Annotated in this window: 18 protein-coding genes and 1 tRNA gene; 6 read left to right on the top strand and 13 right to left on the bottom strand. The window is 67.8% G+C overall.

Annotated elements, in window-relative coordinates; genetic code table 11:
• Positions 1–531 precede the first annotated feature (531 nt).
• Positions 532–1,032, top strand: a complete 501-nt coding sequence (locus tag PIJ49_RS08175; protein ID WP_251160599.1) for a hypothetical protein — start codon at positions 532–534, stop codon at positions 1,030–1,032.
• Positions 1,033–1,670: 638 nt separating this feature from the next.
• Here PIJ49_RS08175 and PIJ49_RS08170 read toward each other — a convergent pair.
• The 3 genes from PIJ49_RS08170 to PIJ49_RS17020 form a co-directional block, all read right to left on the bottom strand.
• Positions 1,671–2,576, bottom strand: a complete 906-nt coding sequence (locus tag PIJ49_RS08170; protein ID WP_251160600.1) for an AbiTii domain-containing protein — start codon at positions 2,574–2,576, stop codon at positions 1,671–1,673.
• Positions 2,577–2,954: 378 nt separating this feature from the next.
• Positions 2,955–4,451 carry a P-loop ATPase, Sll1717 family gene (locus PIJ49_RS08165; protein ID WP_251160601.1) on the bottom strand — a complete coding sequence of 499 codons (1,497 nt, stop codon included), beginning with the start codon at positions 4,449–4,451 and terminating at the stop codon, positions 2,955–2,957.
• A 544-nt stretch (positions 4,452–4,995) separates the two neighbouring features.
• Complete coding sequence (locus tag PIJ49_RS17020) at positions 4,996–5,424, bottom strand: DUF723 domain-containing protein (RefSeq protein WP_510167328.1); 429 nt, start codon at positions 5,422–5,424, stop codon at positions 4,996–4,998.
• 501 nt (positions 5,425–5,925) lie between these two features.
• Between PIJ49_RS17020 and PIJ49_RS08155 the strand changes: the two genes are divergently transcribed.
• Positions 5,926–6,828, top strand: coding sequence for a hypothetical protein (locus PIJ49_RS08155; RefSeq protein WP_251160603.1), 903 nt, complete (start codon positions 5,926–5,928; stop codon positions 6,826–6,828).
• A 5-nt stretch (positions 6,829–6,833) separates the two neighbouring features.
• Here the strand turns inward: PIJ49_RS08155 and PIJ49_RS08150 are convergent, their stop codons facing one another.
• Positions 6,834–7,403: a helicase associated domain-containing protein gene (locus PIJ49_RS08150; protein ID WP_251160604.1), complete on the bottom strand. Its 570-nt coding sequence runs from the start codon at positions 7,401–7,403 to the stop codon at positions 6,834–6,836.
• A 463-nt stretch (positions 7,404–7,866) separates the two neighbouring features.
• Between PIJ49_RS08150 and PIJ49_RS08145 the strand changes: the two genes are divergently transcribed.
• Positions 7,867–8,757, top strand: coding sequence for a site-specific integrase (locus PIJ49_RS08145; RefSeq protein ID WP_271826289.1), 891 nt, complete (start codon positions 7,867–7,869; stop codon positions 8,755–8,757).
• Positions 8,754–10,583, top strand: coding sequence for a hypothetical protein (locus PIJ49_RS08140; RefSeq protein ID WP_251160606.1), 1,830 nt, complete (start codon positions 8,754–8,756; stop codon positions 10,581–10,583). Before PIJ49_RS08145 ends, PIJ49_RS08140 begins: the two co-directional genes overlap by 4 nt.
• A 244-nt stretch (positions 10,584–10,827) precedes the next feature.
• Here PIJ49_RS08140 and PIJ49_RS08135 read toward each other — a convergent pair.
• Positions 10,828–10,899, bottom strand: a tRNA-Gln gene (locus PIJ49_RS08135).
• Between the two features lie 94 nt (positions 10,900–10,993).
• Between PIJ49_RS08135 and PIJ49_RS08130 the strand changes: the two genes are divergently transcribed.
• Both PIJ49_RS08130 and PIJ49_RS08125 read left to right on the top strand, forming a co-directional pair.
• Positions 10,994–11,488, top strand: coding sequence for a MarR family winged helix-turn-helix transcriptional regulator (locus PIJ49_RS08130; protein ID WP_066652288.1), 495 nt, complete (start codon positions 10,994–10,996; stop codon positions 11,486–11,488).
• 65 nt (positions 11,489–11,553) lie between these two features.
• Positions 11,554–12,021 (top strand): VOC family protein, encoded by a 468-nt coding sequence (locus tag PIJ49_RS08125; protein WP_251160607.1) that lies wholly within the window; start codon positions 11,554–11,556, stop codon positions 12,019–12,021.
• Positions 12,022–12,044: 23 nt separating this feature from the next.
• Here PIJ49_RS08125 and PIJ49_RS08120 read toward each other — a convergent pair whose 3' ends face one another.
• The 8 genes from PIJ49_RS08120 to PIJ49_RS08085 form a co-directional block, all read right to left on the bottom strand.
• Complete coding sequence (locus tag PIJ49_RS08120) at positions 12,045–13,892, bottom strand: ABC-F family ATP-binding cassette domain-containing protein (RefSeq protein ID WP_271826288.1); 1,848 nt, start codon at positions 13,890–13,892, stop codon at positions 12,045–12,047.
• Between the two features lie 208 nt (positions 13,893–14,100).
• A complete protein-coding gene (locus tag PIJ49_RS08115) occupies positions 14,101–14,499 on the bottom strand; it encodes a PLD nuclease N-terminal domain-containing protein (RefSeq protein WP_209683939.1) in 399 nt (132 codons plus the stop codon).
• Positions 14,500–14,590: 91 nt separating this feature from the next.
• Positions 14,591–14,716, bottom strand: coding sequence for a hypothetical protein (locus PIJ49_RS08110; protein ID WP_271826287.1), 126 nt, complete (start codon positions 14,714–14,716; stop codon positions 14,591–14,593).
• Between the two features lie 41 nt (positions 14,717–14,757).
• Entirely contained in the window at positions 14,758–15,219 is a 462-nt protein-coding gene (locus PIJ49_RS08105; RefSeq protein ID WP_271826286.1) for a hypothetical protein, read from the bottom strand.
• 33 nt (positions 15,220–15,252) lie between these two features.
• On the bottom strand, positions 15,253–15,681 hold the full coding sequence (locus tag PIJ49_RS08100) for a molybdenum cofactor biosynthesis protein MoaE (RefSeq protein WP_251160613.1): 429 nt from the start codon (positions 15,679–15,681) through the stop codon (positions 15,253–15,255).
• Positions 15,678–16,190: a MogA/MoaB family molybdenum cofactor biosynthesis protein gene (locus tag PIJ49_RS08095; protein ID WP_066652261.1), complete on the bottom strand. Its 513-nt coding sequence runs from the start codon at positions 16,188–16,190 to the stop codon at positions 15,678–15,680. Before PIJ49_RS08095 ends, PIJ49_RS08100 begins: the two co-directional genes overlap by 4 nt.
• On the bottom strand, positions 16,187–16,687 hold the full coding sequence (gene moaC, locus PIJ49_RS08090) for a cyclic pyranopterin monophosphate synthase MoaC (protein WP_066652259.1): 501 nt from the start codon (positions 16,685–16,687) through the stop codon (positions 16,187–16,189). The genes PIJ49_RS08095 and moaC overlap by 4 nt, the downstream gene beginning before the upstream one ends.
• On the bottom strand, positions 16,684–17,925 hold the full coding sequence (locus PIJ49_RS08085) for a molybdopterin molybdotransferase MoeA (protein ID WP_271826285.1): 1,242 nt from the start codon (positions 17,923–17,925) through the stop codon (positions 16,684–16,686). Before PIJ49_RS08085 ends, moaC begins: the two co-directional genes overlap by 4 nt.
• Positions 17,926–18,041 lie beyond the last annotated feature (116 nt).

Here is an 18,041-nt window from a genome sequence, read left to right as displayed (position 1 = left end):
ACCGGGGGCGAGCGGGGTGGTCGTCATCGAGGACCGACCTTCTGTGGTGAGCGATCCTTCGACCGATCCGGAGAGTTGACGCATCCGCGCTTGGTGCAACGCTACAGCCTGCGGATGCGTTCCACCCGTGAATGTTCGGCTGGGAATGCCGTGCAGCCGCCGTTTGCCATTTCCATGGCGAGGAGCGCGCGGCTCCTGCTGTCGAACAGGCCGAGCAGTCGGACGACACCGTCCTGCTGATGCGCCAGCGCTCGGAACCCGTCTCGCTGCGGCCGGACCCGGCCGATCGAGTGCCCCTCGAGCGCGGCGACGGGCCAGCCCCATCGCCCGCGTGCTAGCAGTCGTGTCCTCATGTCACCACCCTCCTCGTACCCGGATGATGAGCAAAGAAGGGTCCCTGGTCACGGCTGTTTGGAACCTGCACGCCGTCACCAGCGGAGAGGAGGACACTGCCGTCAGACGGCTCCGACCACGATGCTCGCAGCGGCGCACGCACCCTGGCGGTCACCACCGTCGACGGAAGCAGTCACCATGACCGGCTCATCCACCACTGCTGACCAGCACCTCGCACTGGCGGGCGTCGTTGCGTCCGGCCTCCCAACGACTCTCGGCACCGACGCAGCCGAACGGTTGTACGACGTTCCCGCCGTCTTCAACCGACGACCCAACCCGCAGGAGATTGCAGCGTTGGAAGGCTCAGGGAGTCACCACTCGCTGGAGCGTGTCGGCTACCGGGATGTGACCCTGGCCGTCCACGATCGGCGCTTGATCATCGGCAACACCAATCTCGGCCAGCTCGAACGCGGTCTCGCCACCGCCATCGCGAACCTGGTCCAGGAGATCAGCACCGATGCCCTGATGGCCATGCGGCAGTCACGTGCTGATGCGCAGACCGCGCAAGATGCTCAGATCGCTCGCGCCCAAAACATCACCCGCGCTGCCGAACGAATCCACTTCACCCCCGACACCTCCGACGATGCGGCGGGCGGCGCACCAGACAGCCTTGCAGAACGCAGGTCCGAGGCGCCGTGAGCAGTCATGCTCACCGCCGACACAGCACGGGACGCCGATCGGTCGACCTGCCTTCGCCCCCGTGCGCTGGCATCAACCGGCTGACCGCAGAGATCGAGAAGAACACCATGTCGGACTCAGCAACTCACATCACGCTCGACCCCGCAGGAGTGCTGCGGACCCTCGTCCTCCAAGAGCCCGCCGGTCCTGACATCACCCTGACCCTCCGGGGAACCGCCCCGGAAAGGTTGCAGTACAACGGGCGGATTTGGGCAGCCACGCATCATCGCCTGCACCGACCGATGGCACGCAACGGCTACCAATACACGCTCCTACAGCCGCTAGAAGCACCCCCGCTCAGTTGACGGGTACGCACGTCTCGTGAACTTCGGAACCTGCGTTGAGCGGCGATCTCACTAGCGCTGGTGCTCCTGGGCTTGTTTCCGACCGTTGGCGCCGTCTGGCTCCTCGCCCGAGGCAACTCACTCGATTGGGTCCTCCTTGCGGCTGACATAGCACTTGGTTTCGCGAAGGTGCGCGTGGCGGCGGCGCTCGACGGTGTCCCGTCCGACCGGTAGCGGATCGTCAACCGGACTGCCTCGCCAGCTGCGATGAGCCCCGCGCGCTCAGGCGGTCCGGGGTTGAACGTCAAGACCGAATCAGTTCAACGTGCCGAGGTATTCCATTGCTAGGGCTGCAAGCTGACCAGTAACGACCTTGACCCCAACGTCGGTCGAGACCTTGACCGCACCTGACTTCACCCGGCCCAGAAACGACTTGACCTGGGGGCCTTCGACGCTTCGGTCCGTGTCAAGGGCGTTTGCGAACTCTTCGGCCGAGGCCTCATCAAGTCCAACCTTTGTCAGCTCCTCACGAAGACCATCGCGGTCTCCGGCGTTGACGGTGGACGTCTGCGTCATCGACGAGCCCGCCGCGATGTTCGTACCGTGCCCGGTGACGTTGTTCGTCACGTTATACACCACCGAAGCGACTTTGGGATCCGTCTCAATCGTCGGACCTCCTACCGAACCGGCGTCAGGGTTCGCCAGCTGCAGTTCGATCGCGAAGTCCAGTGCAGCCGTCCGGATGCTGTCAACGAGACCTCGGAGCATTTGCGTCGTGAGAACTTGATGCACGCTATAGAGCGAGTGGTACTCGAACCGGAAAGTGCCGGTGCTTTCATAACGCCTGACGATGGCGGTTGGCCACTCGAAGGAGCTGTCTCCATCCGCGTCAGCGAAGGCCTCTAGCTCCGCGACCGGCTGTACGAATGCGGACTGGAACCACGGCTTCCAGGTTTCGGCGTCCACGTGCGGTCGAGGTAGATCATGCGTGAGCGAGGAACGCATCGGGCCAGTGAAAACTCCCTGAACGATCATGTCTCTTGCCGCTCGGTACGTCGGGAGGTCGTCGACGGCCGGGTAGCCGTTTAACTCGTTCCTGACCCAGGTCACCACTTCCTGCGCACCAAGCCTCGCCGCGGCGACTTGCACCTTGCGCAGGAGGTTGGATGTCGAAACGGAGTCATTGGTCGCTCCATCGATGATTTCGTCAAGCAGGCTCATTAGCCCAGTATGCGAGATCCCCCTGACACGGAGTGAATCTGCTCCCGTCGCAGCCTCCCGCAGCGTGCTCGTTGTTGGCACCACCAAACTCGACACTGGCCCCGCGAAATCGACGAAACAGAGCGAAGCTGCTCACAGTGCGGTCGCGGCGATGGAGGGTGCTCGCTGCAGTTGATTTCAACCCAACTCGTCCAACGATCCTCAATCGGGGATTGTGAGCGCCGGGCTCCGATCTCGTCGACTGAAGGAGACATCGCCGTACGACACGTGAACGTGCTTGGCTGATACGAGTGTCAGTTCAGGATCGCGACCCACATCGGCTCACTGGCGCAGGGTCCCGTGCCCCCGGGCGGATGCAGTCGACTCACCGATCGCTCATTAGACCGAGAACGGGATGTTCCACGCGTGGCAGAGGGCATTGTGGAGGATGAAACTACCGTGTAGGTAGAGTTGCGCGTCGTCTCGGCGGTGGTAGAACTGCATGTAGCTGCCTCCACGGATTTGCACTTCATTTCCGATGGCACCGGCGAAGAAAAGCAGCTTCAGTAGCCGATTGACCACAGCGGCCTCGGTGACGCCAAGTGTCTCGAGTTGCTGGGCGAAGGCGGCGCGGTCGAACCGCTGCCGCTGCAGAGTTTGGAGGGTGTCGAGTGCTTTGCTCGCCTCATCGGGGCCGAACTCGTATCCCGCGAACTCGTTGCGGATCGCGCCGGGGAAGTACCGGGTTGCATACTGCAGAACTCCTTCCCGGATGACATCCTGACGGAGTTGTCGTTCACTTGGCGGGAAGACCTGCGACGCCTCAACGTCTCGGATCGCGTCAAGCAGCCGGAGAAGGTCGCGAGGGGTGTGGCGGGTGAAGTTCAGTAGGTACTGCAGTCGGTTGATCGTGCGGTGGCTCTTACCGTGTAGCTCGATGTTCTTCGGAAAGTATTCAAGGACGTCAACTCGGCCCACTTCAAGGGCGCGGGCAGCTTTGCCATTGACGAGGCGGATCAGAGGAGCGTTGGCACCGGCTGCCCCAGACAAAACACGCCAGTCGAGTTCGACCGAGAAGTCGTCGCGCATCTTCTGTGAGTCGGGCAGGGTCAGAGCTACCCGGTTGAAGACGTCGTTGCGGAGCAGCAGTACGATCGTTCCAGTCGCACCCGTGTTCGAGAGCTTCTGATTGATCGAGTACGCCGCTTGTACGAGGGAGGCGAGACTTTCGTCGTACTTCTCGTCATTGAGAAAAATTGAGTCCAATCCGTCGAGCATAAGCAGGTGGCGATTGCCGGATCGGGCGTTCGCTGCCCACTCTTCGAGGTAGGGCAGCAGCGAAAAGATGTTCAGCTTTGCCCGGGACTCGCGGCGGTAGATCGTTCCCACTTTCGGGATCGGTATCTCGATCGTCGTGTTCGAAACGTTGAGGATTGCGCGGCCGGAGGTGTCGCCGAGGAGTCCGTACTGGCGCAGCAGACGTGTGACGCGGGTCACCTCAGCGCGGTTCGGGAGGTCACACGACTGGTCCTCGAGGAGCAGCGCCAAGTAGTTGCACAGGAGGATGAACTTCCAGGCTGACACGGTGCGGTCGGTGCCGGCGGGCTGCCCAGTGTCAAGTCGTGGGATGTCCGCGAGCGGAAGCTCGGACGCATCGCGCACGACGCAGAGGTAGTTGTTGCCGTGCTGTGACTCATGGAGGTACCAGGCGAGGGCAGACTTCCCAGTGCCCTTCGGCCCCAGCACCATGGTCTTCTCGCCGGAAACAACGGCGTCGGTGATGCGATTGAGGTCGACAAAGCTGCGGACGAAATCGTCTCGTCCGCCAGACAACTCGTTCTTCGAGTCGCTCTTACCGAAGTAGAGGTCCGCGAAGCGAGGCATCGTCACCGTCATGTTGGGATCGTAACGTGCCGCGCCGACCTTGCCCGCTGATCGAGCCGTTCTGCGCTTCCGGGCTCAACGACATTCGACCGGCGCCTGATAGCCGGTCCGCCACTGGGTCGGGGCTTGCTTCCGGGACCTTTGGACTCCGACGGTCCCGCTCAGGAGCGAACGCTGTCTCACATAGGTGGTCCGCGAGCTATCTCAGTTCACGCACGCCATACGGACGCCTCCCGACCCACGAGTGCGGAGCTGTGCGTTAGTCGACGTGGCTGCGTCGCGCTGCCAGGCAATGTGTCCGCATCCGTATTTCAGACGCGTTGAATGGCAGTCGGACAAGTCAGCTAGCAGACGACAACACTGCAGGCAGGGCCGAAAGTGGACACGAAAGTCTAGACGTGGACATTTCGGCTTGGAACCCACACGACAACATGCGACTACTGCGGCATGTTGACGAACCGCGAGAACATCCCGTGGAACGCCACCGTGATGGTGTTGAGCTCCACGAGCTCTCCCGTGCTCACTCGAAGTGGAAGTGGCTCCTGCCGAGGACGGGCTACTCCCGCTTCGTCCTCGATCGCGTTGCCCTTCGGACCAGGCGACGGCAGTTTTTGCAGCCGACCGAGCCCTTCGCCACATGGTTGTCGGGGCGTTCACGGAAGTCCCCGTGGAGCGGGCAGTTCACGGTGACGTAAGTCTTCTGGTCGATGAAGACGACCTTCGCGTAGTCGTACTTGTCGCCGTGCCGGTTGGTGGCTCGTTGGATGAAACGCTGCGTGCGCAACTCCTGGTTGGCGTTGCGGAAGCCCTTGCAGCTTCGGCATCCCTGGCCGCGCTGCGGCCCCCAGGGCGTTTCGCGGACTCGGCGGTGCTCGCGCGGGGTTTGCTCGAAGGGCCCGTGGTCGGGGCAGATGATGGTGACCTTGGTGTCGCCGTTGACGTAGCCGAGCGGAACGTGCGCGTAGTCGTATCGGCCGTCGTGCAGCTTCGTCGCGAAGTCGATGAACTCGGCGGCTCGTTCTTCACGGGTAGCGGCGGGTAGTCCAAGGGGTCCTCCAGGAGTCGTTGTCCTGGAGCTATGCCGGCACGCCCGCTCCAGCTGGGGAAGTCGGCTAGGAGCGGTCCTTGAAGGCCGTGTCGGTCTACTTCTCGGCGTTCCTCACGTCAGGGTCCGGCCGTCAGGCATAGCCGTGGCATGCCTTCGCTCCCTACCGCCGTTCGAGCCGCGCTCCGCTCACCGAGTTCAACCGGGCACCTCGTCGTGCCGAACCAGGAGACCGTCACGTCCGCGACCGCCCTGGGGCGCCCCATGGGCGCCGCCTTCGGTCGTCCGTTCCCACGTCAAGGTCCCGTCGAGCACTGCTCGCACGTCCAATGTTGGGAACCCGCGCCGCTCATCCTCGGGCACTCAACGCTCGGTGCCCGAAGCTCGAACGCAGACAAGGGGACTCTTGTCGCGCAGCTTCGCCCAGAGCCCCTCAACGCGATGCGGAAGTACCGGAACCAGTCGGTTCCCGCCGACCGGTGGGCCAACATCGAGCCGTTCGTGCTGGACGCTGTCGCGCTCGTCGCGCCCGCGTGTGCCTACCTTGCTGAGCGGCTGATGGTCGCGGTGACGCCGTACGTTGACTGGGTCGTCCACGTCAACGGGATGCAGAAGGTCGCGAACGTGTTCCACCCGGTGCTGATCCGCCGATACATATCCCGCGACGACCTCCACCTCAAGGACAAGACGCTCCGCGACTACCGGTCCTTCCTGCTCCGAATCTCGGAGGTTGTCCTCCCCGACGAGGGGCCGATCGAGTTTGCGCCGTTGAACGGGCAGTCCGTCACGGCGCCGTACACCGACCTCGAACTGACCCTGCTCGAGTCCTGGGCGCGCGGGCAGTCAACGGCACTGCGACGTCGAGGTGCTGGAGCAGTCCTCGCCCTGGGAGCAGGTGCTGGGCTTGACCCGTGGGAGATGCAGCACCTCCGGCGCAGCGACGTGCGCGTTGACCGTGACGGAGCGCTCGTCGACGTCCAGGGCGGAAGGCCGAGGTCGGTGCCTGTGGTCGAACGATGGGAACAGCTCCTCATCGACTCCCTCGCGGACGTGCCGGACGAGGCATGGGTGCTTGGCGGGGAGGACAGAAAGACGACCTACAACTTCGTCACGCCGTTCATCAACCACACCGACTTCGGCAACGAACCGAAGCCAGTCCCCACGCGAATGCGCACTACGTGGATCACTACGCACCTCGCTGGCGGCACGCACGCTGGGGAGCTCATGGCTGCCGGCGGACTGCGCAAGCCGGAGCACTTGGTCACGTCCCTGCGGCACATTCCGACGATGGACGCTTCCGAGCACCGTCGACGGATCCTCGGCGAAGCACGCGAAGTTCGGTAACGCCATCAGAGGACCCGGAACCGTGCTGCCCGGAGCTCCTGTTCGCGTTCGGGCAGCAGGCGGCCGCGGGCGTGCTGGGCTCGCTGCTGGGCAACCCACCGTCCGATCGTCACCTCGGCAGGGTCAGTCGCGCGACGACGCGGCGGTCGCTGATGATCAGCCCAGAACTGCTGGTGCGCGGCGAGCATCGACGACCACTGCGCGTCACGGGGGTTCCATGCGAAGCCCGGCACCACTTCAAGTCGTCGAACCTGATACGAGCAGTAGCCACCCGCAGCGCCGACCTGCCGGAAGTAGGTGAGTGCGTCAACGAGGGTCTGCTCGGCGGTCGCAGGGCGAGGCCGGGTTGAGTCGGCGCGGGGCATCCGTCCGTGCTCGTCGACAAAGTCATCGAGGTCGTGCACTCGGTCGGTCCAGCGTCGCACGAAGGATTCAACCTCCACGGCGTCATCGGTGTCGGCGACGTAGAACGCGACGCCGCGTCGTTGGTCGAGGGTGAGCGTCAGGGCTGGCTGCGTTGCGTGGTCGGAGTACTCGGCGTGGAGCGCTGCGAGCGCCGTGGTCGGGGTGGGCATGTGGTCCTCTCCGAGGCCGGTGGTCGGCCTCGGAGGGGGTATGCGCGGAGCGGGCGTGATCTTGGAGGACGCGCGGGTCGCGGACGAGCGGGGTCCGCAAACAGGACCAATCCGGCCGCGAAGATCACTACGTTTTCTGAGTCCCCGAAGCAGAGAGCCGCCCGGATCGCATGCACATCGCGAGCGTCACGCGTACGACGCCGACGTCACCGTCACGTGCGCAAGCAAGCGGCGACACGCCCGGCATCACGCATCCGTTCGCATCGGCGGCGGTACCCACCGATCCCTGCGGGCATGCGGATCGGCAGGCAGCGAGATCAGAATCTGGAGCGCTTTCCCACGGCTCATCTCACTGCGCCTGCATAGGCCGGGCATGCCTAGCCAGATCCTCCGCTCGCTGCGTCAGTACATCGCCCCGATGCTGCGCGCCCTCGTGTCGTTCCTCGCACGCGGAGAAACACCGGTGAAGTACGTCCCGACGTTCGCGGACGACCGATGGAGCGTTGTCCGGGACTTCGTAGTCAGCGCAGTGGCCGACGCGGCAGCATGCATTGCTCGGCCCGCCGACCGGCTCATCGTCGTTGCGGCACCGTTCGTCGACTGGGTCATCAACGTCAACGGATACCCGGCGAAGACCGTCGTCGTGTTCCACCCCGTCATCATCCGGCGCTACATCACCAGGACCGACGTCACCTGGTCGGACACCACGCGTCGCACGTACCGGTCCGCTCTGATGCGTATGTCCGAAGTCCTCGTCGGCGAGGTGCCGCTGGAGTTCGCGCCGACGGCTCCGCAGAACATCGCAGCCCCCTACGACGACCTCGACCTGCACCTCCTTGAGAGCTGGGCGACGGGCCAGTCGACCGCGGCTCGACGTCGCAGCGCCGGCGTCGTCCTCGCGCTCTGCGCTGGAGCGGGGCTCAAAGCGAACGAGCTCCTCCGGGTCCGCCGCCGAGACATCGTCGCTGACGCCGAGGGTGTCAGCGTCACCGTCACGGCGGGAGCCCGGACCGTCCCGCTCCTCGCGCGCTTCGAGAGTCTTCTGCTCGACTCCATCTCCGATGTCGAACCGGACCACTGGGTGTTCGGCTCTCCGAAGCGTGTGAAGCACGGAATCAGCACGCTCACCACGTTTCTCTACGACACCGATCGTGGCAACGAGCCCGACCCCGTCACCACCCGCATGCGGAACACATGGCTCATCACGCACCTCATCGCCGGGACCAACATGCGTTCCCTGATGACCGCCGCTGGTGTCACAAAGTTCGAGCACCTCGACCAGCTTGTCGCCCACGTTCCCGCGCCCGACACTGCTTCCTACTGCCGTCAGCTGCGCGCGGAGGTTGCACGATGACCGCGGCGAAGCCGAAGCATCACGACTTCGACGACGCCGAACGGTGGATGCAGGACGACTTCGGTATGAAGATGTCGACCTACATCCGCATCGGTCAGGCCTTCCCCCTTGAGCTGGCGACGTTCGAGACCGTCCGCTTGTTCGACCTGGGGTGCATTCGAGCGCGCATCGAGCGTTGGAAAGCGGAAGACCGGACGTCCGAACGGGGCCGGAAGGCGTTGATGTCGGAAACCTCCGTGCTCATGCTGATGTTCATCACGATGCGAGCTCGCCGGAGCGTCAGCATCCAGCAGATGACGGAAGTCGCGATGTCCCTGACGACGTCACAGCGTGAAGCAATCGGCATCCTGAAGTTCACCCCCCACCAGGACACCCTTTACCGCCGCATCTGGGAGGCAATCAAACGACTTCGGAAGCTCATCGACCGCCACCCCGGACCTCGCCGCAACAACATGACCGAGGCGGAACGCGCGGCGGTCGTTGCAGAGCTGCGCGACCCGGTGGAGATGGCGAAGCGCGCAGCCCGCATGCTCGAACTCACGAACCAGCTGATCGAAGGGTCCGTCCAGTTCCTCAACCGTGAAGTCCGCCGGCGATTCAAGGGCGCGATTGCCATCGATGCCACATTCGCGGAAGTCTCGGGCAAGCAGAAGAGTGCAAAAAACATCAAGCCGGGCGATAAGGTCTCCACGAACTACGACTGCGGTTGGTACGGCCGGCAGGGCAGCCACGACCCCGACCAGGACGGCGGCGACAAGTACGCGTTCGGATGGGAGCTCGAGTACGCGGTTATGACCCGCGACCCGAACGAGACTGAGGCGAGCTATCCCCTGCTCTTTCTCTCCACCAGCGGTCACAAGCCTGGCGCGCTCACGGGGCACGGCTTGTTCCTCTACCAGTCTGCCGTTGAACGCGGTCACGCCATCAAGACCGTTGTCGGCGACCGCGCCTACTTCCCTGGAGCGAAGCCCGAGGACTTGCAGCGCCCTCTCGCGCAAGCAGGCGTCAAGGTCGTCATGGACTACAAAAACGAGGAAGAGGAGCTCGGTCAGCAAGCGTTCTACGCAAGCACCGATGGCCGGCACAACCTGGTCATGGTCACGGGTAGCTGGCACCTGCGGTTCATGCCAGCCGCCCTCATCGACGCCGAGAAGACATACCTCGACTACCTCAAGACCATCACGAACAAGCCCGAGGCCGAGCGCTCCAAACTTCGAGACGAAGCCCACGCGCTTCTCCGCCAGCGCCGCAAGGAGCGCTCTCGCTACCGGCTCATCCCCCGTAGCGGTTACGACGCCACCGGCGCGCGCCAGTACTCCTACCCGGAGTTCACCGACCCGAAGGTCTACGACGCAGAGTCCGACACCTGGACCGACGTCGTCATCCCGGGCAAGACCGTGAAAGTCCCCGGGGTTCTCAGCGACAAGAACGGCGTCAAGAACCAGAACCACCTCAAGTACGGTCAGGAGTACGAGTACAAGTCCGACGTGTGGCGCGCCTGGTTCGGCAAGCGCAACAACGTCGAGAACGGTAACTCGTGTCTCAAGGACGCGGACCGCGAGGCGCTCGGGGTTCCGATGAAGCGACGCATGCGTGGCCCCTGGATCGTCGAGATGGCCGGCGCCATGGCAGCAGCGAGCGCCAACATCTCCCGCATCATCGACTGGCTCAAGGCCCGCCTCGCTCTCCGTGGGATGAACCGCATGAACCGCTCGAGCGCCGCGCTCTTCGAGCCCGGCCTCGAAAGCCTCACGGTCGAAGAGCACGATCGTCGCAACCCGTTCAACCGACTTGCGGAGATAGAGCTACTCAGACTCATTGCGTAGCGCACTGCGCGCTCCGAACTGAACATCGACCCTCCTGACGGCCGCCCCGGCCGCGGTACCCCCTGCCCGCTTTTCGGGCAGGGGTTTCTGTCGTTGGCGCAGAGCGCCTTTGGCCGAGGGGTGCGGTCGCGTTCGACGTCTCGCAGTTCGTCCCCGGGGCGCCCAACCCGGCTTCCGGGGCCCCCGAGCTCCCCAGCCGGAAAAAGTCTCAACCCGAACGCCGAAAACTCGGATCACCCCCGCGCTCCGCCTCCAGGATTCGAACCCGGACCTAACGGCACCAAAGGCCGTCGTGCTGCCGTTACACCAAGGCGGAACACACCGGACGGGGTGGAGCCCGTCCGGTGCCCGTCCATCCTCCCACGGCCCGGGCGCTGGCCGCGCGCGACCGGTTCGGCCAAGATGGAGGGATGCCGCAGCAGGACGAGGTCGACCGGATCGTCGCGGCGTGGGGTCGGGAGCGGGGCGACCTGGACTTCGGGCCGCTCGAGGTCCTGTCCCGCGTCGACCGGCTCGCCCGGCACCTCGACCGCGCACGACGGGCCGCGTTCGACGCGAGCGACGTCGAGCCGTGGGAGTTCGACGTGCTGTCGGCGCTGCGGCGTGCGGGCGAACCGTACGAGCTCAGCCCGAAGGCGCTGCTGCAGCAGACCCTGGTGTCGAGCGGCACGATGACGAACCGGGTCGACCGGCTCGCGGCGCGAGGGCTCGTGAACCGGCGGACGGACCCGCGGGACGGTCGGGGCATCCTCGTGTCCCTCACGGCGAGCGGTCGCGCAGCCGTGGACGCTGCGATCGCGGACCTGCTCCAGGCCGAACGCGCGATCCTGTCCGGGGTGTCCGAGGACGAGCAGGCGCAGCTGTCCGGGCTGCTCCGACGACTCATCCTCGGGCTCGGCGACTGACGGCAGCCGGCAGCCGGCAGCCGGCAGCCGGCGGCCGGCGGCCGGTCCGGCGTAGCGTGCGCGGCATGCACGCCATCACCCTCGCCGTGGCCGACGTCGGACGATCCGCAGCCTTCTACCGCGCACTGCTCGGCATCGACGGCAGCGGGATCATCGGCACCGAGTACCCCGCGTCCGAGACCGCGGCGGGCGGCACCACCGCGATGTTCACCCTCGACGACGGGCTGATCGTCAGCGTCTACGGGCGCGAGGACATGCGGAAGGACTCCGGCGTCGCACTCGCCGAGGCACCGAGCACCACCATCGGGCACTTCGAGCCGTCGCAGGAGGCCGCACAGGCGTTCCTCGACCGTGCGGCAGCCGCCGGAGCGACGATGCTCGCGGCGCCGGACACGCGCCCGTGGGGCATGTGGTCCGGCTTCTTCCAGGACCCGGACGGCCACCTCTGGGAGGTCGTGGCGAACCCCGGTGGCGGTGACCCGGCCGGAGCGGACCCCGAGCAGGACAGCGTCGACCCGGAGTCGATCGAGTAGCGTCCCCGAGCCCGCGGCCCCCGCTACACCCCGAGCTGCTCGGCCACTTCGAGCCAGCGCTCCTCGAGCTGCTCGACCTCGGCGTCGAGCGCGCCGAGCTTCGTCTGCAGCGCCCCGAGCCCCGCGTAGTCGGACTGGTCGTGCGCGGCGAACGCGTCGAGCAGCTTCTGCCGGTCCTGCCCCGCCTTCGCGATCTTCCGGTCGAGGGCCGACATCTCCTTCTCCGCGGTGCGACGGTCCGCACCCGACAGACCGGGTGCGGCAGGGGCGCTGGACCCGGCCGCGGCACCGCCGGAGCCGCCTGCCGGAGCCGTGTCGGGCCTCCCGGCCGAGGCGGCGGCGGCCGCAGCAGCCGTCTGCGGGACGGAACCGGACGCGCGCAGCCGCATGTACTCGTCGACGCCGCCGGGCAGGTGCCGGAGGTGCCCGCCGAGGACCGCGTACTGCTGGTCGGTGACCCGCTCGAGCAGGTACCGGTCGTGCGACACGACGAGCAGGGTGCCCGGCCAGGTGTCGAGCAGGTCCTCCATCGCGGCGAGCATGTCGGTGTCGAGGTCGTTCGTGGGCTCGTCGAGGATCAGCACGTTCGGCTCGTCGAGCAGGATGAGCATGAGCTGCAGGCGGCGCTTCTGCCCGCCGGAGAGGTCCTTGACCGGCGTGGACAGCTGCTCCGAGGTGAAGCCGAGCCGCTCGAGCAGCTGCGACGGCGTCATCTCCTTGCCGTCTGCGATGTAACTCGTCTTCTTGCGGGCGACGACCTCGCGGACACGGTCGTCCGCGAACTGCTGCAGGTCGGCGAGCTGCTGGTCGAGCACCGCGACCTGCACGGTCTTGCCGGTCTTCACGCGGCCGGTGGTCGGCTGCAGCTTGCCGGACACCAGGTTGAGGAGCGTGGACTTGCCCGCACCGTTCGGTCCGAGGATGCCGGTCCGCTCCCCCGGTGCGATCCGCCACTCGACGTCACGCAGGATCACGTCGTCGCCGAACGAGACACCGATGTCGAGCAGGTCGACGACGTCCTTGCCCAGCCGGGCGGTCGCCATCTGCGACAGGCCGACGGTGTCGCGGATCGGCGGCACGTCGTCGATCAGGGCGTTCGCCGCGTCGATGCGGAACTTCGGCTTGCTGGTCCGCGCGGGGGCACCGCGGCGGAGCCAGGCGAGCTCCTTGCGGGCCAGGTTCTGCCGCCGCTGCTCGCTCGCGGCTGCCTGCCGGTCACGCTCGACGCGCTGCAGGATGTACGCCGCGTAGCCGCCCTCGAACGGCTCGACGACACCGTCGTGGACCTCCCACGTGTCGGTCGACACCGCGTCGAGGAACCACCGGTCGTGCGTCACGACGACCATGCCGCCCTGGTTCGACGACCACCGGCGGTTGATGTGGTCGGCGAGCCACTGGATGCCCTCGACGTCGAGGTGGTTCGTCGGCTCGTCGAGGAACAGCACGTCCCAGTCACCCACGAGCAGCTTCGCGAGCGCGATCCGTCGCCGCTGTCCACCGGACAGGTCGTCGACCGTGGCCTCCCACGGGATGTCGGACACGAGGCCGCCGATGATGTCGCGGATCTTCGGGTCCCCGGCCCACTCGTGTTCCTCGAGCTCGCCGACCACGATGCTGCCGACGGTCGCCCCCGCAGGCAGGACGTCGCGCTGGTCGAGGTACCCGACGGTCAGGCCGCGCCGGTGGGTGACGCGGCCGGCGTCCGGCTCGAGGCGCTGCGCGAGCAGGGCGAGCAGGGTCGACTTGCCGTCACCGTTGCGGCCGACGACGCCGATGCGGTCGCCCTCGTCGAGGCCGAGGGTGACGCTGTCGAAGACGACACGGGTGGGGAACTCGAGATGCACGTTCTCGGCGCCGAGGAGATGAGCCACCCGTCAAGGGTAGGCGGCGCGGCGGGGTGCGGGTGCCGCGGGGTGCGGGTGGGGGCCGGAGTGGCCCCGGTGGTTCGGTGGCGTTGGGTGCTCCCGCACAACCGAAAGCACGTCGCGCCAGGCGATTCCGCGGCGCGACGTGCTTTGGGTTGTGCTGCGGCCAGCGGCTGCGGCCAGCGGGCAGCAGGTGCCGGCCTGGAGGCGCGGCTCAGCTCCCCGGGGTCGGCTCGCCCTCGCCCGCGGCCTCCTTGGCACGCCGGAGGCGCGCCTGCGCCTCCCAGTACTCGATCTCGCGTTCGAGCTCGGCGAGCTCCTGCTCGGTGCCGTTCACGCGCTTGTCGCCGTGGGCGGCGCGGGCGTGACCGATGCTGGCGTACCGGTCCTCGTGACGGTTCGGCTCGAGGTAGCGGCCGTGGTTCCGGTCGTTCGCGCTCCAGTCGTGCCCGACGGCGAACCACACGATGCTGCCGACCACGGGCACGAAGATGCAGATCAGGACCCAGGCGAACTTCGGGAGTCCGCGGACCTGGTCCTCGCCCCGGGTGACGATGTCGATCAGGGCGAAGACGAGCAGCACGATCCCCGCGCCGTACAGCAGAACGCTCATGGCTCCGGATTCTATGGATCCGCCGAGTGCGGGACCATGCCCTGAACGGGTGCCGGGATCACGATCCTGCGTCGGTCTCCTGCGGTGCCGCTCAGGTCGTCGGCCTCGGGGCCTCGATCGCGGGGGTGCGGTCGGCGAGCCAGCGTCGAGCAGCGACGGCGTCACGGGCCGACACGACACTCGACCCAGTGGCGAGCAGGCCGGTGGCGACGTACATCGGCCACAGCTCGCTTCCCGTCGCGGTTGCCGCCACGCTGCTCACCGCGAACAGACACAGCACGACGAGTTCTGTCCGGCTGCCGCCTGGGCGGCGGCCGCGTCCACGACCCGCCGTCGGTCCTCCGGCACCGGTCGACTCCCGTGGAAGGCCTGGCGGACGGCGTGCCGCTCGCGGGTCTGCAGCAGTGCGACCACGGGAGCCGGGGGCACACCGCGGCGGCGGCGGACGACGATCGCTGCGACGACCTGCACCACCGTGCCGGCCAGGGCAGCGGCAATGACGACCGTGGTGGTGACCGTCCTGCCGGGCGCACCGGACGGGAGCACGAGCGCGAGGACGACCAGCGCGACCGCCACGGCGGCCGAACCGACGAGCACCCACACGACGGGAGCCGCCGTACGGCGACGCGCCGACGGATCGGCCGCGGCGAGGACGACCTGTGCGCGCTCGTCCGCCAGGGCCCACCGATGCGCGGCAGCGGTCAGTTCGTCCGTGATCATCGCCCCGAGCCCATCACCAGGAGCCCGGTCCCGTCACAGCGCGGCGACCCACTCGTCCGTGCCGTCCGTGAACTCCTGGCGCTTCCAGATCGGCGTCCGCTCCTTCACCAGGTCGACGAGCGCGGCGCAGGCTGCGAAGGCCTCGGCACGGTGCGGCGACGCCACTGCTGCGGCGAGCGCCACGTCCCCGATGCCGAGCGCGCCGACGCGGTGCAGCACGGCGATGCGGACCTCGGGGTGGTCGACGGCGATCGTCCGGGCGACCTCGGCGATGACGTCTCCCGCGCTCGGGTGCCGTTCGTAGTCGAGTGCCGTGACGCCCTTGCCCTCGTCGTGGTCGCGGACGACCCCGGCGAAGGTCACGACGGCGCCGTCGCGGTCGGTCGTGACGGCAGCGGAGACCTCGTCCACCGTGATCACCCGGTCCACGACGTCGGCCACGACGACACGGTCGCCGCTCACGACGCGCTCCGGGGTGCGTGGCCCTCGCCGTGCAGCTGGGCCAGCACGTGGTCGAGCACCCCGTCCAGCACCGCGAGCCCGTCGGCGACGCCCCCGCGCGACCCGGGCAGGGTCACGACGACGGTGCGGCCACCGGCGATGCCCGCGACCCCGCGGGTCAGCAGCGCGGTCGGACCGGCACCGGCGAGTCCGCGCCGGCGGATCTCCTCGGTGATGCCCGGCAGCTCGAGGTCGATCAGGGGTGCGACGGCCTCGGGCGTGCGGTCGGTCGGGGTCACGCCCGTACCGCCCGTGGTGACGACGACCTTCGCGTCCGCGAGGAGCTCGGCGGACACCGTCTCGGCGATCGGGCCGCCGTCGGGCACGATCGTCGGCTCGGCGACGGCGAAGCCGCGCTCGCGCAGCCACGCGGCGATGACGGGTCCGGTGCGGTCGAGCGCGGGGTCGGTCGAGGCCTGCGTGGAGACCACGACGACGCCCGCGCGGCCCCTGGTCGGTTCGGGGTTCATCGGTTGCTCCAGTCGCCCGAGCGTCCGCCGTGCTTCTCGAGCACCCGGACGTCCGTGATCACGGCCGTGCGGTCGACGGCCTTCACCATGTCGTACACGGTCAGTGCCGCGACGCTCGCGCCGGTCAGGGCCTCCATCTCGACACCGGTGCGGGAGGTCGTGCGCACGGAGACCTCGATCCGCACGCGGTCGCCGTCGCCGGTGATGTCCACCTCGACCCCGGCGATGGGCAGCGGGTGGCAGAGCGGCACCAGGTCCGACGTCTTCTTGACGGCCATGATCGCCGCGATCCGGGCGGTGCCGATCACCTCTCCCTTGGGCAGCGACCCGTCGAGGATCCGCTCGACGACGTCGGTGCGGGTCACCAGCGTGGCCGTGGCCGTGGCCGAGCGGGCAGTGACGTCCTTGTCGGACACGTCGACCATGTGCGCGGTGCCGTCGGCGCGGACGTGGGAGAGCTCGGCGTCGCGCACGCCGTTCGGGTGGTCGTCGGTCATCGGAGGCTCCAGACGGTCAGCGGGTCCCCCGGTTCGACGGAGTCGGTGCCGAGGGGGACGTGGACGAGGTGGGTGGCAGCGGCGAGGTGCCCGAGCAGGTGCGAGCTCGGCCCGCCCACGAAGTGCACACGCCCGTCGGCGACCCGGCCGCGGCGGACCTGGTGCTTGCCGACGGGTGAGCTCGCCGACTCGGCGGCCGGCAGCTCGGCGGTCGGGCGGTCCGGTGCACCGACGAGGGCCGCGAGCGCCGGCCGCAGGATCACCTCGAACGACACGAGGGCGGACACGGGGTTGCCCGGGAACGCCACGACCGGCACTCGTCGACCGGCGAGGTCGACGAGTCCGAGGGCCTGGGGTCCGCCGGGCTGCATCGCGACCGGGGTCACGGCGAGTCCGCGCGGCTCGAGCACCTGACGCACGACCTCGTACGCCCCCGCACTGATCCCACCGGTGGTCAGGACGACGTCGGCCCAGTCACCGACGGCCGACTCGAGCCCCGGCAGGAAGGCGTCCGGGGCGTCGCTGAGCCGGACGCCACGGGCGATCGCACCGACCTCGGCCAGGGCAGCACGGAGCGCGACACCGTTCGCGTCGCGGATCACCGCGCCCGTTCCGTCCAGCCCGTCAGGCGCGGCGTCATCGGTGAGTTCGCTGCCGGTGGACACGACGAGCACGTGGACCGGGCGGACCACGGACACCTCGCCGACACCCGCCGAGGCCAGGGCCCCCAGGAGCGCCGGCGTCACCGGGGACCCGGCCGGGGCGAGCTCGGCGCCGACGGCGACGTCGCTGCCGACCCGGCGGACGAACGTCCCGGTGGTCGTCCCGGCGGGCACGGTCAGCACGTCGAGCCCCAGCGCCGCGGGGAACGCCCCCGGCGGTGTCGCCTCCACCGGCACGACGGCGTCCGCGCCCTCGGGGATCCGCGCCCCGGTCATGATCGGCGCAGCGGTGCCCGGGCCGAGCGGTGCCGGCACGGCCCCGGCGGGGATCGGGTCGACCACGCGGACGTCGTTGCCGGCATCGGTCGACCGGACGGCGAACCCGTCCATCTGGCTGTTGTCGAACACCGGCAGCGGGACCGGCGCGGAGACGGCCCGGGTGAGCACCCGGTACCCACGGCCGGCACGGGCGCCGTCCGCCAGCGCGTCGAGCGGCAGGGTCTCCTCCGCCCGCGCAGCGAGCACGGGCGCGAGGAGCGCGGCGACCTCGTCGCGGTGCTGACCGATCGTGCGCACGGATGCCTCCGAACCTCGTGGGGACGCCCCGTTCCCGGTCGATGCCGGAGGGGCGTCAGTAGCGTATCCAGGGCGCACCACGCGCCGAGAACATCCGGAGGACCTGTGGAGGACCA

This window comes from Curtobacterium uvaldense, from assembly GCF_028307415.1.
Classification (GTDB): Bacteria; Actinomycetota; Actinomycetes; order Actinomycetales; family Microbacteriaceae; genus Curtobacterium.
The sequence above is the reverse complement of the archived record's forward strand: the minus strand, read 5'-3'. Positions and strand labels throughout refer to the sequence as shown.